The sequence below is a fragment of the uncultured Desulfovibrio sp. genome (genome assembly GCF_944324525.1).
In the GTDB taxonomy this organism is placed as follows: domain Bacteria; phylum Desulfobacterota; class Desulfovibrionia; order Desulfovibrionales; family Desulfovibrionaceae; genus Desulfovibrio.
Map to the genome: position 1 here is coordinate 64,160 of NZ_CALUWS010000005.1, position 14,855 is coordinate 79,014.

The window sequence follows — 14,855 nt, forward strand, 5'->3', positions numbered from 1 at the left end:
TCCCGGTTCGGCGTCGTACACATATGCCCGGCGGCCCTGCGGCTGCCGGGCAAAATTTTTTTACCAAAAACGGGCCCGAGGCCTGTCCCGCATCTTGACAAAAATCGCGCCGCATATACCATCCCAAAGCGAGGTCAAGGTGACCTCGTTGTGTTCAGAAAGGAAAGGTACCTTTTTTGAGTTAGAGCTGTTCAGGAGGAAAACACAATGAAACGCTACGCTCTTATCCTTGCCCTGGTCATGGCCCTCGCCGCCGGTTTCGGTTGCGCCAAGAAGACGTCCGACGAAGGCGCCCTCACCGATGACATGAGCCCCGAAATGCGTGCTGCCATCCAGCAGATCACCGACGGGCGCGTGCTCTTTGCCTTCGACAAGTTTGACATCAAGCCCGAATACAAGGACATGCTGAAGGCCAAGGCCGACCTCATGAAGCAGTTCCCCTCCGTGCGCGTGCGCATCGAAGGCAACTGCGACGAACGCGGCACCCAGGAATACAACCTCGCCCTTGGCGAACGCCGCGCCCGCGCTGCTTACGAATATCTCGTGATGCTGGGCGTGAGCCCCTCTCAGCTTGAAATGATCAGCTACGGCAAGGAAAATCCGGCCGTCCAGGGCACCGGCGAAGCCGTGTGGTCCCAGAACCGCCGCGACGACTTCACCGTGGTCGCTCACTAGGATCTGAAGCCGTAAGGCACAAGGCCGTCCGCAAGGGCGGCCTTTTTTTTCGGCCGCGGCAAAGCCCGCTCCGGCCGCGACATCGCGCCGTTGCGCTCTTGCATCCCGTCGCGCCGCAGGCTACATTTCGCCAGCGAGGTACGCCATGAACATAGTCATCCTTGACGGCAAGCTGCTCAATCCCGGCGACGTGGACTGGGGTCCGATCGAAGCGCTGGGCAATCTCAAAGTCTATGACGACAGCACGGTGGAGCAGGTCCCCCAGCGGGCCGCCGGGGCCGATGTCGTGCTCATCAACAAGGTTCCGCTGCGCCGTGAGACGCTGGAGCGCCTCCCCGACGTGAAGATGGTCGGCGTGGTGGCCACGGGCTATGACGTGGTGGATATAGATGCCTTCGCCGAACGCAATATCCCGGTGTGCAACGTGGTGGCCTACGGCGTCAACGATGTGGCGCAGCATGTCATGGCCCTCCTGCTGGAGCTCTGCCATCGGACGAGCGCGCACACCCGCAGCATCTGCAGCGGCGAATGGACCGACGGCGGCGAATGGTGCTACTGGATGCACACGCCCGTCTGCCTCGAAGGCATGACGCTGGGCCTTGTGGGGTACGGCAACATCGGGCGGCGCGTGGGCGAGCTGGGGCACGCCTTCGGCATGAAGGTGCTGGCCAACCGGCGCAATCCCAAGAACCCGCCGTCCTACGCCCCCTTCTCCTTCGCGACGCTGGATCAGGTGCTGAGCCAGTCGGATGTGGTGTCCCTGCACTGCCCGCTGACCGAGACCACGCGGGGCCTCATCAACAAGAAGAGCCTCGCGAAGATGAAGCGCGGCGCCATCCTGCTCAACGCCGCCCGCGGGCCGCTGGTCAACGAGGATGACGTGGCCGCCGCCCTGCATTCGGGCCAGCTTGGCGGCTACGGCGCGGACGTCATGGTCAGCGAGCCGCCTGTCCGGGACAACCCCCTCTTTTCCACGCCCAATACCCTGCTGACGCCGCATATGGCCTGGGCAACGGTGCGGGCCCGTCAGAACATCATCAATCTGACCGCGGAAAATATCCTGCGCTGGAAGGAAGGCACGCCCATCAACGTGGTCAACGCCGTAAAAGGCTAGCAGCCTCCTCCCGCCGCGCCCGGAAGACGCCCGCCGGCATGCTCCGGCGGGCCAGGGCGGCGTCCGTCCCCGGTGACAGCCCATGCGTATCGACATCCATACCCACGCCTTCCATCCGAAGATCGCGGCAAAGGCCGTGGCGCATCTCAACGAAGCCTATGACCTCCGCTGCGAGGGCGACGGCACGGTGGAACACCTGCTGGCCTGCGAGCGGGCCGCGGGCATGGATCGCTGTGTGGTGCTCTGCGCCGCCACCACGCCCGCGCAGGTCATCCCCGCCAACAACTACGCCCGCGAACTCCAGCGTACCCACCCCGAGATCATCGGTTTCGGCACCCTGCATCCCGCCTACGCCCGCTGGGAGGAAGAACTCCACAGCATGGAGCGCGGCGGTTTGCGCGGCATCAAGCTGCATCCCGATTTCCAGGGGTTCCGGCTGGACGACCCGCGCCTGCTGCCCATGTTCGAGGCCGCCCAGGGCCGCTTCCTTTTCGAGCTGCATATCGGCAGCGCCCAGCCCGCAAGCTCCGCCCCCTCCAGCCCGCAGCAGCTCGCGGCCATCGCCCGCGCCTTCCCCGGCCTGACGCTCATCGCCGGGCACTTCGGCGGCTATCTCATGTGGGATATGGCCATAGATGCGCTGGCCGGGCTTGATAACGTCTGGTTCGATACCTCAAGCACCAGTCCCTTCGTCACGCCCCATCTGTTGCGGCGGCTGCTGGACGCCCACCCGCTGGAGCGCTTCCTCTTCGGCAGCGACTGGCCCCTTTACGATCCCGCCGAGGAACAACGGCGGCTGCAACGCATCGGCGGCCTCTCCGACAACGCCCTGGAACGCATCCTTACCAACGCCGAACAACTGCCCGGCCTGCTTTGATGCTGCCGTGTCCATGTATTTTTTTGTTGAGGGGGGAAGGAAGGGGATTTGCTAGCGCCCAAATCCCCTTCCTTCCCCCCTCAATCTCCCCCCATCCTTCCCCAAACGCGCTTTAGAGCGTTTCACCTTTGAAAAAGGTGAAACGCGAGGCGTCGACACAACGCCGTCCGGCCGAAACCAAGTGGAAAAACAGCATTTTTTCATGCCGGGGAGGGCGTGACAGGCGCGCGATGCCTTGCGGGGCCGCGTCGCCATGCGCTGACCCAAGCAAAAGTTTTGGGAAGGGAGTGGGGGAGCGCGAGGGGGCGAGGGAGAACCGTTTTGCAAAACGGTTTCCCTCGCCCCCTCGCAATATCTCCCGGCTTGACGAGGGGCGTTTTTCCGGCTAGAGAGGGGACAGGTCGGACGGCGGCAGCACTGCCAACCCCGTCAGGTTCGAAAGAAAGCAGCGGTAACAGATGTTGCCGGGTGTCCGGCCCCTTTTTCCGAAGCCGTCAGCGAAGCGCGTTGACGGCTTTTTTTGTAAGGATGACAGGCCGGGCGTCGCGGGGCAAGCGTTTCAGGCGCGATGGGCTGGAGGAGAAGAGTTGGTGTATCATCTGGCCCTGGCCTTTCGGGATGAAAACAGGAGTTATTCCCTGCATGCGGCGGCAACGCTGCTGACGGTCTGCGCGCATACGTCGGCGGCGCTGTGCGTGCATATCCTGCATGATGAGGATCTGCCGCCGCAGGGGCGGAAGGTCTTGCAGGTCGTAGCGCGGCGGAGCGGGCAGGAGATCCTTTTTCATCCGCTGCCGCCGCTGCCGCCGGAGCTGCGTGAAAACATGCCGCCGGCCTTTGGGCCGGGGGCCTTTTACCGCTACTGGCTGCCGGAATTGCCGGAGCTGGCCGATGTGGAGCGCCTGCTCTATCTGGACTGCGACATCTGCGCCCTTATGGACGTGACGGACTTCTGGCGGGCGGCGGATGAAGCGGCGGCCGGAAATCAGGATATCGCCCTGTGGGGCGTGCGGGATGCCGCCATGTCCCTGCATCCCGACTATGCCCGGCGTATGGGCCTGCGCCCGTCGGCCTGCCTTAATTCCGGGGTGCTCCTGCTGCACCTGCCGCGCCTGCGGCGTCTGCTGCCGTCCTGGATGCAGGCCATGCGGCAGGCGCTGCTTTCCTTGCCTGCTCCGTCCCTTTATCCTGATCAGGATGCCCTCAATGTGCTGTGCCGCAGGCTGCCCCATGCTCTATTGCCGGAGCGCTTCAATTATCAGATGCATGTGGCTGCCCGCTGGGAGCGGGAGCCGGGCGCGCTTGCGGGCAGGCTGCTGCATTACTGCGGCCGCAAGCCGTGGTGCGAACCGCCCTATCGTGCGGCCCAGCCTTTTCTGGCGCAGTACGCAAGGCTTGGCGCGTGGCTGCTGGAAGAGGGGGAGGGCCGGTGATTGCGCTTCGGCGCGTGAGGGGGTATGTTCGGCGTATCGCATGACCCTCAACCCTGCGGCGGCAAGCCGTCGGAGACCATGAACATTGACAGCATTCGCGCCGCGCTGGCGCAGGACAAACCGACCATAGGCACCTGGCTGCAATTCCCTTCCTCGGAAGTGGCCGAACTGCTGGCCCGCGCGGGCTATGACTGGGTGGCCGCGGACATGGAGCACGGCACTTTCGGGCGTACCGGTCTTACGGACATTTTCCGGGCCATCGAGTGCGGCGGGGCAGCGCCCTTTGCCCGGCTGGCCGAGGCTACGCGCCTGCAGATCAAGAGCGCGCTGGAGGCCGGCGCGCAGGGCCTCATCTTTCCCATGATCGAAAGCCGTGCGCAGCTCAATGCGGCCATCAGCTGGGCGACGTATCCCGGCTATGACGACGGGCGGCTGCCCGAAGAGCCGTTGCGGGAGAACCGCGGCGTGGGCTTCTGTCGGGCCAATGCCTTCGGCACGCAAATGGAAAGCTATATGAAGGAGCGCGCCTCCCGGGTGTTCCTGGTGGCGCAGATCGAGCATATCCGCGCGGTGGAGCATCTGGAGGACATCCTGTCGCATCCGCGTCTGGACGCCATCATGGTGGGCCCCTATGACCTTTCCGGCTCCATGGGACTGACGGCGCAGTTCGACCATCCCGATTTTCAGGCCGCCATGCGGCGCATCCATGAGGTCTGCCGCAAATATCGTCCGCTTATGGGCCTGCATATCGTGCAGCCTGATCCGGCGGAGCTGGCGCGGCAGGTGGAGCAGGGCAGCCGCTTCATCGCCTACGGCATCGATTCCGTCTTTCTCTGGAACGGGGCCAGGCGTCCCGAGGTGGCCTAGGGCGTGTTAATACAAATTTTACAAGTAATTTCAATAGATAAAACAAGCAAGCTGAACATGTTCCGCATGCCTTCGGAGGGGGGCCTCGTGTCCCTACTCTTCTCCCGGTAAAAGCGCGCTGGGGAAGGGATGGGGGGCTTGGGGGGAAGGATTACGGGAACGCCTTTTTTCGCTTCGCTGCAAAAAGGCTGGGCCTCTCGCGCCGGCGGCGATCCAACGGGCGGCCCGCAGGGCCGTGCCTGTTAGGCCGTAAGGCCTTACAGGCATCGACAGCAGAGCGAGGGGTTCCCCTTCCCCCCAAACAAGTAACGAATAGTGTTAACAGGCCCTAGAGCGTTTTAGCTTTGAAAAAGGTAAAACGCGAGGCGGCGGCACAGCGCCGCCCGGCCCAAAGTGAGCGGAAAAACCGCGTTTTTTCCGCGAAACGACAGGCCGTATGGTTTGAAACGCAACGCGTTTCAAACTGAAAATGCTTTAGTTCGTGGATATCCCGCGGGAGAACAGCATGAAGATAACCGTATTCGGCGGCTCCGGATTCCTGGGGTCGCACATTTGCGACAAACTTTCCGAAGCCGGGCATGACGTCACCATCGTGGACGTGCATCCCTCGCCCTGGCTGCGGCCGGATCAGCGCATGCTCACCGGCAGCATCCTGGACGAGGCGCTGGTGGAGCAGGCGGTCTCCGGGGCGGACGTGGTATTCAACTACGCCGGCATAGCGGACATAGGGGAGGCCAACCGCCGCCCGGTGGACACGGCCCGGCTCAACGTGCTGGGCAACGTCATGGCCTTGGAGGCCTGCCGCAAGGCCGGAGTGCGGCGTTACGTCTTTGCCAGTTCGCTCTATGTCTACGGCAAGTCGGGCGGTTTTTACCGTTGCAGCAAGCAGGCCTGCGAGATCTACATCGAGAATTACCAGGCCATGCACGGCCTGCCGTATACCATCCTGCGGTATGGCTCTTTGTACGGGCCGCGCGCCGACGCCCGTAACGCCATCCACCGTTTCGTGCAGGAGGCCCTGACCACGGGCAGCATCACCTATTACGGCGCGCCCACGGCCCTGCGCGAATATGTGCATGTGGACGACGCCTCCACGGCCACCGTGATGGTGCTGGAACCGGAGTTCGCCAATCAGAACATCATCATTTCGGGCAACCAGCCCATGCGCGTGGGCGATCTCTTCAAGATGATCGGCGAGATGCTCGGTAAGGAGCTGACCATCAATTACCAGAACGACCCCAACAGCGGACATTACCAGATCACGCCGTACGCCTTCATGCCCAAGGTGGGACGCAAGCTGGTGCCGCCGCTGACCGTCGACCTGGGGCAGGGCATCCTGCGTGTGATGGAGGCCGTGCACCGCGACGCGCATCCCGAACTGCAAAGCGAAGGCGGCTATCTGGTCGCCACCGACGACTAGCCCGCACGGGCAAAGGAGCAGACATGAACATCATTGCCATCATTCCCGCCCGCATGGGGTCGAGCCGCTATCCCGGCAAACCGCTGGCCCTCATCCACGGCACGCCCATGGTGGGGCATGTGGCCTTCCGCACGGCCATGAGCGGCATCCTTTCCGACACCTATGTGGCGACATGCGACGAGATCATTGAAAATTACTGCCGTGACGCGGGGCTCAAATGCGTCATGACCGGCGACCATCATGTGCGCTGCTCCACGCGGACGGCCGAGGCCCTGCTCAAGATCGAAGCGCAGACCGGCAAGAAGGTGGACATCGTGGTCATGGTGCAGGGGGATGAACCCATGATCACCCCGGACATGATCGACGCCGCCGTGCAGCCCATGCTGGACGACCCGTCCATCAACGTGGTCAACCTCATGGCCGAGATGGAGACGGTGGAGGAATTCGAGGATCCCAACGAGGTCAAGGTGGTGGTGGACTGCCACAATGACGCCCTTTATTTCTCCCGCGAACCCATCCCGTCCCGCAAGAAGGGCGCGGACAAGGTGCCCATGCGCAAGCAGGTCTGCATCATCCCCTTCCGCCGGGACTATCTCATCCGCTTCAACGAGATGCGGGAAATGCCGCTGGAGATCTATGAGTCCGTGGACATGATGCGCATCCTGGAGCACGGCGAAAAGGTGCGCATGGTGCCGACGGACAAGCGCACGTTCAGCGTGGACACGCCGGAAGATCTGGCGCGCGTCACCCGGCTCATGGAAGGCGACACCCTGATGCAGGAGTACGGCAAATAGATGAAGGGCCATCAACGCCTTTTGCTGGCCCTTGAGGAGCTGTGGGTATTCGCCTTCGGGTGGATACCCACCCCCCTGGGCCGTCTGGTGCGCCTCATCATGTGGCGCTGGATGTTCGCCCGCTGCGGTTCCGTGCGTTTCAACACGGGCATCGGCATGGTCGGCTGCCACAATATGCGGCTGGGCAATCAGGTGCGCGTCGGCCGTAACTGCATCCTGACGGCGGGCAACGGCAAGCTGGAGCTGGCCGATCATGTCTCCCTCTCGCCCGGGGTGCACCTCTGCGCCGACGGCGGGAGCATCTTCATCGGCGTCAAGACGGCCATAGGGCCCGGCACCGTCATCCGTTCGGCCAATCACTGCTTCACCCGGCAGGATGTCCCCATCATGGAACAGGGGCACGAGCCGGGTGTCGTCGTTATTGAGGATGACGTCTGGATCGCCGCCAACTGCACGGTGACGCCCAATGTGCACATCGGGCGCGGCGCGGTGGTGGGCGCGGGCGCGGTGGTGACCCGCGACGTGCAGCCGTACGACATCGTGGCCGGCGTGCCTGCCCGGCCCATCGGCAAGCGCGGCAAGGACGACTGTCTCAATCAGGTCGGCGAGATGGACGACGACATGTATTGACGGTAGTCCGACATATTCCAACCTGTCCGACAAGAGGAAGATCCATGGAAGAAGTGCGTCTGGATACACGCAACATGCCGCCGGAACGGGTGGCCGAGGTGCGGCGCTGCGCGGAACTCTGCTTCAAAATCAATCATACGCCGCCCACCAGCCCGGAATGCCGGAAACTCATCGACGAGCTTTTCCAGCATACGCTGGGCGAGGGGACGGTCATCCATCCGCCGGTGTTCACCATCCTGGGCGACACGGTGCGCATCGGGCGGAACGTAACCATCATGAACGGCTTCCACTGCATGTCCGCCGGGGGCCTGACCATCGAGGACGGCGTGATGATCGCCCTGAATTGTACGGTGCTGACCAACAATCATGATGTGTACGAGCGGGCGGTCATCACCTGCAAGCCGGTGCGCATCAAGCGAAACGTCTGGATCGGGGCCAATGCCACCATCCTGCCGGGCGTGACCATCGGGGAAAATGCCGTGGTCGGGGCCGGATCGGTGGTGACCAAGGATGTGCCGGACAATGCCGTGGTGGCGGGGAACCCCGCGCGCCTCATCCGCTTTCTGGATGCGGAACGGCTGGCCTCCCCTCAAGAATAGAGCATTTTACCTTTGAAAAAGGTAAAACGCGAGGCGGCGGCACAGCGCCGTCCGGCCCGAAGTGAGCGGAAAAACCGCCCCTTTTCCGCGAAACGACAGGCCGCATGGTTTGAAACGCAGAGCGCTCAAACAGAAATTGCGCTAATCCCGCTGCCGCGCGGAGCGGTTCTCTTTCCCGCGCCTGCCCCTCCGCCGCCCGGCAGGGGGATATTTTACCTATGGAGAACCTATGCCCCTGCAAGCTATCGTTTTTGACTGTGACGGCGTCATCCTGGACAGCGTGCCGGTCAAGACCCGCGCTTTTGCCCGCCTGGCCGAGCCTTTCGGAGAAGAAGCGCGCGACCGTTTCGTCATGTACCACACGGTTCACGGCGGCGTGAGCCGTTACCGGAAATTCGAGTGGTTTTTCCGGGAAGTGCTGGGCCGGGAGATCACGCCGGAGGAATCGAAAGAGTGGGGTGAGCGCTTTGCCGCCTATGCGCTGGATGAAGTGCGCCGCTGCGCCCTCATCCCGGGCATCGCCGGGGTGCTGGAAGACTGGCGGGAGCGTCTGCCGCTCTATGTCTGCTCCGGCGCGCCGCAGGAGGAGGTCCGCCTCGTCCTCGAAGAGCGGGGCCTTTCCGGCAATTTTCGCGGCATCTTCGGTTCGCCGCCGGCCAAGGCCACGCTGCTGGCGCGCATCGTCAACGAGGCGGCGCTTGATCCGGCGGACGTGCTCATGGTGGGCGATGCCGTCACCGACCGCAACGCCGCCGAAGAGGTCGGCACCCTCTTTTACGGCATAGGTCAGGAACTGCGCGGGGGCGACTTCCCGTGGGGCATGGATGCCACGGGCCTCTCCGCCTGGATCGCGGAGCGTGCCTAGCATGTGGCGGACAGGATACACGCGGCGCGGTCTGCTGCCGGCCGTCTGTCTCTGCGCGGCGCTGCTGTTGAGCGCCTGCGGGGATGACGCCGCAACGGACGCGCAATCTTCTGCGGACAAGGCCGTTTCCGCCGCACAGGACGCGCCCTCCAGCTCTTCCACAGGAAAAAAGGCTGCCGCCACCACGCCGAAGAGCTATCTGCCCGCCTCCCTGAAGGAGATCCGGCAAGACGCCCCGGCAACGGAGGAGGAATTGCAGGCGGCCAATGCCCAGCTGGCCTATGCCAACGGCGTCATGGACTGGCAGCTCGACAAGGACGCCGGTTATGCGCTGTGGCTCTATCTGGGGGCGGATTTCTACCTCCGGGAGGCGGCCTTGCCCAAGCTGGCCAAGCGTCCGCCGCGTTTTGCGCGGGACAAGGCGCTGCTGCCGCCCGCCGCATGGCCGAAGGAGTCGGCCGAAGCCATCCGCCAGGCCCTGCGCGAGATGGATGCCGCCGTGGATGCCGAGCGGGAACAGTACGAAAAGCTCGTGAAATATGCGCTGGACGAGACCATCGTGGACGACGGCAAGCAGGGACGGCAATACCTGAACGTCATTCGGCGGCAGTGGGAAGCCTACGAAGCCGCCCGTCGGGTGCTGCGCGGCGAGGTGGAGAGCGGCGCCATCGCCGCGGAAGCCGTGACCCTGAAAGGACATCCCCTGCGGCCGCAGATCCTGGCGGTACGCATCCTTTTTCGCCGCATGAAGGAAGCCCGCGCCCTGCTGGGCGAACGGGAAGCCGACAAGCAGACCATCAGCGCCTGGCGCGATGAGCTGGAAGGCATTCTGTCGGAAGCGGCCTTTCTGCCTTTCGGCGTGGCAGGCGAACCGGAACGGCTCTGGCGCGCCTTCCTGCGCACGGCCCAGCGATTCCCCGCCGCCGTGGCCCTGGGCGAGGCGCAAGGCTTCCATCCAGAAGTCCGCAAGCAACTCAACGCCGCCTACACCAACGCCGAAAAAGCCTACAACGACTTCGTAGACAGCGTGCGCTGACGATAAGAGGGAGCTTTTTTGTGGGGGAAGGGGGACCCCCCGCCTCGCGCGGGCGGGGTCCCCCTTCCCCCCACACCCCCCATCCCCTCCCCGGCGCGCTTTATTGGGGAGGATGGAAGGGGTCGGGCTTGTGGCGGCTTTCCTGCGATGACTGCCCTTTGGACATATGGATGAAAAAGGGCAACGGCAAGAGCGTTTCACCTTTGAAAAAGGTGAAACGCGAGGCGGCAGCACAGCGCCGCCCGGCCCAACGTGAGCGGAAAACCGCGTTTTTTCCGCGAAACGCCAGGCCGTATGGTTTGAAATGCGGAGCGTTTCCCGACGAGGGGAGACGCTTTTTTTTCATGCTGCCGGGAGACTGGCGGGCAGGGGAGAGATACGGGGGAACAGATCCTTGCCATCCTTCCGGCAAGAGTTTTTGCGGGAGGAAAGGGGGCGCGGGGGAAAGGAGGGGGCTTTTTGCAAAAAGCCCCCTCCTTTCCCCCGCAAAAAAACACCTCCGCAAGTAAAGCCCGCTGCGGCTATTCTTCCAGAGCGGCGGCTTCGGCGGCGATGCGGGTGAAGAGTTCGTTCAGGTTGTCGATGCCGGTGAGCATCACGCGGCCATCCTTGCGGGCAAAGCGGCCGACGACGTGATAGTCGTTGCCGTTGCCCGCATCGAAGACGCGGAAGGGGAGGGACCAGCCGCCGTCTTTGTGGGCGCGGGCCTTGCCGATGCCGTGGATCTCCTTTCGGCCCAGGGACGCGTTGGCAAAGAGCGGCGCAATGAGGCCTTCGGCGCGATAGTCCTGCCCCGGGGCGCGCCCGGCAAAGGCGCCGGAGGCGATGCCGTTGCGGACGAAGGCCTTGGCTTCGCCGCGCAGCATCTTGCGTACGCGCCCGCCGCCGTCGGCCAGGGCCGCCCCGGAAAACATGATGCTGAGCATGGGGGGCAGCTTGCCCGCATTTTCCGGGCGGCTGGCTTCCACAAAGAATTTGTCCACGACGACTTGCAGGATGCCGTCTACGTCCACGTGCTTCTCGAAGGCCGCCATGTCCGCGTCGGCAATGGCCTGCGCAACGGCTTCCAGGCAGGCCTGGGGGCTGTCGGCCGCAGCGGCCGTGTGCGGCGGCAGACTGACGAGCGCGCAAAGCACGAGCGACAGGAGGCAGCGCGGCAGGGCGGCAAGGGGCGTGAGACGAAGATGCATGGCGTCACCTCGGCTGGCCGTCGGGAGCGGAGACGGCGGGCGGCACGCGCAGCGGCGGCGTGGAAGAGGCTTCGGCGGGCGGCAGGGGCGGCGTCTGCGGGGGGGCTGCCGGTGTGGGCTGCGGCGGCCGGTAATCGGGAGAGCCCAGCGGGGCGCGGCGTGCCGGGCGGGCGGGCGTCTGCGGAGCGGCGGACGGGGCCGGCGCCCCCGGGACGGCCTGCGGGGGAGCGGTAGCGGCAGGCGTCGCGCCGGCGGGGGCCTGTGCGGGCTGGGCGGGCGGCTGGGGAGTTGCCGGGCGGGGCTGCACCAGTACGCCGCTGGCGCCGCCCTGGGCAAAACGCCGGCCCAGATCGCGCAGGATGCCGATGCCGGCCTGCACCGCGGCCCGGGCGTCAGGATTTTGCCGCAGGCGTCTGTCGACCCAGCGGGCCACGAACAGCACGGTATCCTCGTCCATGCCCTGCGCGCCGTGGGTGCGTACGCTGTTGACGAGGTTGCGCCGCACGGCGTCCTGCTCATCCACGGCTTTGCGGTAGCGGGTGCCGAGACTGTCCACCGCCAGCTGGGCGGCCGCCAATTCGGTCTCCGTGGCTCCCTGCTGACGCTGGTTGTCGAGTTCGTACACGGCGTTGGTCATCTGGCCGCCGATATCGCGCACCGCATCTCCCTTTGCCTGCAGATCGTCAAGCTGAGCGCGCAGGTCAGGCACTTTCAGCACCGCATCGAGGGCCGCGGCCGTGGTCACCAGACGGCCGGCAAAGACCATGTACATCTGCCGCGCCTGAGCCTGGGTGAGCGTCCGGCCCTTGTGGGGCAGCTGGCTTTCCAGCGTGACGGCCTCCAGGAAGCGTTCGACATACAGATTGTACAGGCCGTGCAGCATGGTGGGATGGAAGGCGTAGTGCAGCACGCCTTCCCGGCCGCCCTGCGCGCCGCCGTCCAGGCCCGTGAGGTTGACGCCGTAGCGGCTGTTGAGGCTTTGCGGGCTGATGGACAGGCTGCCTCCCCGCGCTCCGGGGGTGTAGCTTTCCACAAGGTAGGCGGCCAGGTCATCCACGAAGCCGAAACGGACCCGGGTATCCTCCACCACCTTGGGGGCGACGACCTGCGGGCCGCCATCCTGCGGCGCTCCCGGCATCATGGACGTGTCCACCGGCGTGCCGACGCTGCCCTGCACCGTCGGGCCCGAGAGCGTGCCCGGCGCGGTGGGCGGATTGAGCACGGAGGGCGGAGGCGGCGGGGGAGGGGGCGTCAGCACCTTGCTGACGCCGGCCAGCGGCGTGCCTTCCGTCACTTTGTCGATGGCGGTGGCGGCCTGCTGCCGCAGTGCCTCCCGCGTTTGGTCATCGCGCGTCAGCCAGTAGGCGGCGGCCGACACGACGAGCAGCGCCAGCACGGCCAGGAGACCCAGGCGGAGACCGCCGCGGCCGGGCCTGGGCCTGGGCAGTTCGCTGATGTCGGTTGCGGGGGGCGTTCGGCGTTCCGTTTTCATGGGGAGATCCTTGCTGTAGGGAGGCGGGCGTGGAGATGCCCGGACAGGTGCCGCCGTCGGCAGGCGGCGAAGCGCATGCCGGAGGGGAGAGCGGCTGTGCCGCTTCTGGCCGGCAGGAAAAGGCATGCGCCTTTCCCGGACTGATGGCCCGGACATGCGTTCAGCACCCTAGCACTGCTCCCGAACGCTGTGAAGAGATTTTCCGGGGGCGACGCCGGCAAGCGGAGGATGATTGCACAGCCCTCGTCTTGACGGAGGCGGGGGGGCATGCTACGGGAGAACCGTTCTCGATAGGCCGCAAACGGCGATTTTTCGACGTGTTGCGGCAAAATACTGTTCCAGGAGGCTCGTATGCCTACATATTTGTACTTTATTCTTGCCGTGGTGGCGCTCCTTGCCGGATACGCCATCTACGGGACGCTGGTCACCAAGATCTTCGGGGCCGATCCCAAACGCCCCACGCCGGCCCAGACCATGGCCGACGGCGTGGACTATGTGGAAATGCCCATGTGGAAAGTCTGGCTCATCCAGTTGTTGAACATTGCGGGCGTGGGGCCGGTGTTCGGGCCCATCCTGGGGGCGCTCTACGGGCCGTCCGCGCTGATCTGGATCGTTATCGGCACCATTTTTGCCGGCGCCGTGCATGACTATTTTTCCGGCATGCTGTCGCTGCGCTACGGCGGGGCCAACGTGCCCACCATCGTGGGGTACAACCTCGGCAACATCGCCAAGAACATCATGCGCGTCTTTTCCGTGGTGCTGCTCCTGCTGGTGGGGGTGGTCTTCGTGGCGGCCCCGGCCGGCCTGCTGGCCAAGCTGACGCCGGAATCCCTCAATCTCACTTTCTGGATCGCGGTGATCTTCGTGTACTACTTCCTGGCCACCATCCTGCCCATCGACAAGATCATCGGGCGTCTCTACCCCATTTTCGGGGCGGTGCTCATTATCATGGCCGTGGGCATGACCGTGGGCATGTTCGTCTCCGGCAAGGAATTCTACAGCTGGCTGGAATGGCGCAACCCCAATCCTGACGGCCTGCCGATCTATCCGCTGGTCTTCATCACCATCGCCTGCGGCGCGCTTTCCGGCTTCCATGCCACGCAGTCGCCGCTTATGGCGCGCTGCCTCGCCAACGAACGGCAGGGCCGGGCCGTCTTCTACGGCGGCATGGTGGCCGAAGGGCTCATCGGCCTTGTCTGGGCCACGGTGGGCATGACCTTCTACCAGAGTCCCGATCTGCTCAATGCCGCCATCAAGGCCGGTGGTCCCGGCAACGTGGTGACCGAGACCTCCCTTGCCCTCATGGGTTCCTTTGGCGGCGTGCTGGCCATCCTCGGCGTGGTGGCCCTGCCCGTGACCTCCGGCGACACGGCTTTCCGCGCCGCGCGTCTGACCATTGCGGAAGTGTTCAACTTCTCGCAGCGTTCCGTCGCTTCGCGTCTGATCATCGCCGTGCCCATCTTCGTCATCGGCATCATCCTGGCCAACGTGGACTTCAACATCATCTGGCGCTACTTCGGTTTCGCCAACCAGGCGCTGGCGGCCATCGTGCTCTGGGCGGCGGCGGGCTACCTCTACCGCAAGCACCTTCTGCACTGGATCTGCACCGTGCCCGCGGTCTTTATGACCTCGGTCTGCATCTCCTATATCTGCTTCGAGCCGAACATGGGCTTCGGCATGTCCATCGGCACGGCCGATGCCATCGGCATCATCTGCGCCGCCGTGGCGCTGGTGGCGTTCTTGGCGCTGGGCCGCAAGCCCATCGCCGGCGCGCCGGATATCGACAGCGTCTAGTTTCCGCCTGCGGCGGGATTGCGCATCGACAACGGGCGGGCTATAGTTGGCCCGCCTTTTTCCGTTAGT

Annotated in this window: 14 protein-coding genes and 1 other RNA gene; 13 read left to right on the plus strand and 2 right to left on the minus strand. The window is 64.6% G+C overall.

Features of this window, described 5'->3' with window-relative positions:
• Positions 1 to 207 precede the first annotated feature (207 nt).
• From pal to Q0K12_RS02685, 12 genes are all read left to right on the plus strand, one after another.
• Entirely contained in the window at positions 208 to 675 is a 468-nt protein-coding gene (gene pal, locus Q0K12_RS02630) for a peptidoglycan-associated lipoprotein Pal (RefSeq protein WP_297260132.1), read from the plus strand.
• A 145-nt stretch (positions 676 to 820) separates the two neighbouring features.
• Positions 821 to 1,789 carry a D-2-hydroxyacid dehydrogenase gene (locus Q0K12_RS02635; RefSeq protein ID WP_297260134.1) on the plus strand — a complete coding sequence of 323 codons (969 nt, stop codon included), beginning with the start codon at positions 821 to 823 and terminating at the stop codon, positions 1,787 to 1,789.
• A gap of 82 nt (positions 1,790 to 1,871) precedes the next feature.
• Positions 1,872 to 2,666: an amidohydrolase family protein gene (locus tag Q0K12_RS02640; RefSeq protein WP_297260135.1), complete on the plus strand. Its 795-nt coding sequence runs from the start codon at positions 1,872 to 1,874 to the stop codon at positions 2,664 to 2,666.
• A gap of 395 nt (positions 2,667 to 3,061) precedes the next feature.
• Positions 3,062 to 3,151: signal recognition particle sRNA small type (gene ffs, locus Q0K12_RS02645), an RNA gene on the plus strand.
• A gap of 105 nt (positions 3,152 to 3,256) precedes the next feature.
• A complete protein-coding gene (locus tag Q0K12_RS02650; protein ID WP_297260137.1) occupies positions 3,257 to 4,099 on the plus strand; it encodes a glycosyltransferase in 843 nt (280 codons plus the stop codon).
• A 78-nt stretch (positions 4,100 to 4,177) separates the two neighbouring features.
• Entirely contained in the window at positions 4,178 to 4,966 is a 789-nt protein-coding gene (locus Q0K12_RS02655) for an aldolase/citrate lyase family protein (protein ID WP_297260139.1), read from the plus strand.
• Positions 4,967 to 5,471: 505 nt separating this feature from the next.
• Positions 5,472 to 6,386 carry an NAD(P)-dependent oxidoreductase gene (locus Q0K12_RS02660; RefSeq protein WP_297260140.1) on the plus strand — a complete coding sequence of 305 codons (915 nt, stop codon included), beginning with the start codon at positions 5,472 to 5,474 and terminating at the stop codon, positions 6,384 to 6,386.
• A 23-nt stretch (positions 6,387 to 6,409) separates the two neighbouring features.
• Positions 6,410 to 7,180, plus strand: a complete 771-nt coding sequence (locus tag Q0K12_RS02665; protein WP_297260142.1) for a 3-deoxy-manno-octulosonate cytidylyltransferase — start codon at positions 6,410 to 6,412, stop codon at positions 7,178 to 7,180.
• Positions 7,181 to 7,810 carry an acyltransferase gene (locus Q0K12_RS02670; RefSeq protein ID WP_297260144.1) on the plus strand — a complete coding sequence of 210 codons (630 nt, stop codon included), beginning with the start codon at positions 7,181 to 7,183 and terminating at the stop codon, positions 7,808 to 7,810.
• A 44-nt stretch (positions 7,811 to 7,854) separates the two neighbouring features.
• Positions 7,855 to 8,409, plus strand: a complete 555-nt coding sequence (locus tag Q0K12_RS02675) for a sugar O-acetyltransferase (protein ID WP_297260146.1) — start codon at positions 7,855 to 7,857, stop codon at positions 8,407 to 8,409.
• Positions 8,410 to 8,638: 229 nt separating this feature from the next.
• Complete coding sequence (locus tag Q0K12_RS02680) at positions 8,639 to 9,274, plus strand: HAD family hydrolase (protein WP_297260148.1); 636 nt, start codon at positions 8,639 to 8,641, stop codon at positions 9,272 to 9,274.
• Between the two features lies 1 nt (position 9,275).
• Positions 9,276 to 10,310 (plus strand): hypothetical protein, encoded by a 1,035-nt coding sequence (locus Q0K12_RS02685; RefSeq protein ID WP_297260150.1) that lies wholly within the window; start codon positions 9,276 to 9,278, stop codon positions 10,308 to 10,310.
• 521 nt (positions 10,311 to 10,831) lie between these two features.
• Here Q0K12_RS02685 and Q0K12_RS02690 read toward each other — a convergent pair.
• Positions 10,832 to 11,500, minus strand: a complete 669-nt coding sequence (locus Q0K12_RS02690; RefSeq protein ID WP_297260152.1) for a hypothetical protein — start codon at positions 11,498 to 11,500, stop codon at positions 10,832 to 10,834.
• Positions 11,501 to 11,504: 4 nt separating this feature from the next.
• On the minus strand, positions 11,505 to 12,992 hold the full coding sequence (locus tag Q0K12_RS02695) for a hypothetical protein (RefSeq protein WP_297260154.1): 1,488 nt from the start codon (positions 12,990 to 12,992) through the stop codon (positions 11,505 to 11,507).
• Positions 12,993 to 13,343: 351 nt separating this feature from the next.
• Between Q0K12_RS02695 and Q0K12_RS02700 the strand changes: the two genes are divergently transcribed.
• A complete protein-coding gene (locus tag Q0K12_RS02700; protein WP_297260156.1) occupies positions 13,344 to 14,786 on the plus strand; it encodes a carbon starvation protein A in 1,443 nt (480 codons plus the stop codon).
• Positions 14,787 to 14,855: the final 69 nt, after the last annotated feature.

Coding starts and splice junctions, on each gene's coding strand:
- pal (WP_297260132.1), top strand. CDS start 208: ATGAAACGCTACGCTCTTATCCTTGCCCTGGTCATGGCCCTCGCCGCC.
- Q0K12_RS02635 (WP_297260134.1), top strand. CDS start 821: ATGAACATAGTCATCCTTGACGGCAAGCTGCTCAATCCCGGCGACGTG.
- Q0K12_RS02640 (WP_297260135.1), top strand. CDS start 1,872: ATGCGTATCGACATCCATACCCACGCCTTCCATCCGAAGATCGCGGCA.
- Q0K12_RS02655 (WP_297260139.1), top strand. CDS start 4,178: ATGAACATTGACAGCATTCGCGCCGCGCTGGCGCAGGACAAACCGACC.
- Q0K12_RS02660 (WP_297260140.1), top strand. CDS start 5,472: ATGAAGATAACCGTATTCGGCGGCTCCGGATTCCTGGGGTCGCACATT.
- Q0K12_RS02665 (WP_297260142.1), top strand. CDS start 6,410: ATGAACATCATTGCCATCATTCCCGCCCGCATGGGGTCGAGCCGCTAT.
- Q0K12_RS02670 (WP_297260144.1), top strand. CDS start 7,181: ATGAAGGGCCATCAACGCCTTTTGCTGGCCCTTGAGGAGCTGTGGGTA.
- Q0K12_RS02675 (WP_297260146.1), top strand. CDS start 7,855: ATGGAAGAAGTGCGTCTGGATACACGCAACATGCCGCCGGAACGGGTG.
- Q0K12_RS02680 (WP_297260148.1), top strand. CDS start 8,639: ATGCCCCTGCAAGCTATCGTTTTTGACTGTGACGGCGTCATCCTGGAC.
- Q0K12_RS02685 (WP_297260150.1), top strand. CDS start 9,276: ATGTGGCGGACAGGATACACGCGGCGCGGTCTGCTGCCGGCCGTCTGT.
- Q0K12_RS02690 (WP_297260152.1), bottom strand. CDS start 11,500: ATGCATCTTCGTCTCACGCCCCTTGCCGCCCTGCCGCGCTGCCTCCTG.
- Q0K12_RS02695 (WP_297260154.1), bottom strand. CDS start 12,992: ATGAAAACGGAACGCCGAACGCCCCCCGCAACCGACATCAGCGAACTG.
- Q0K12_RS02700 (WP_297260156.1), top strand. CDS start 13,344: ATGCCTACATATTTGTACTTTATTCTTGCCGTGGTGGCGCTCCTTGCC.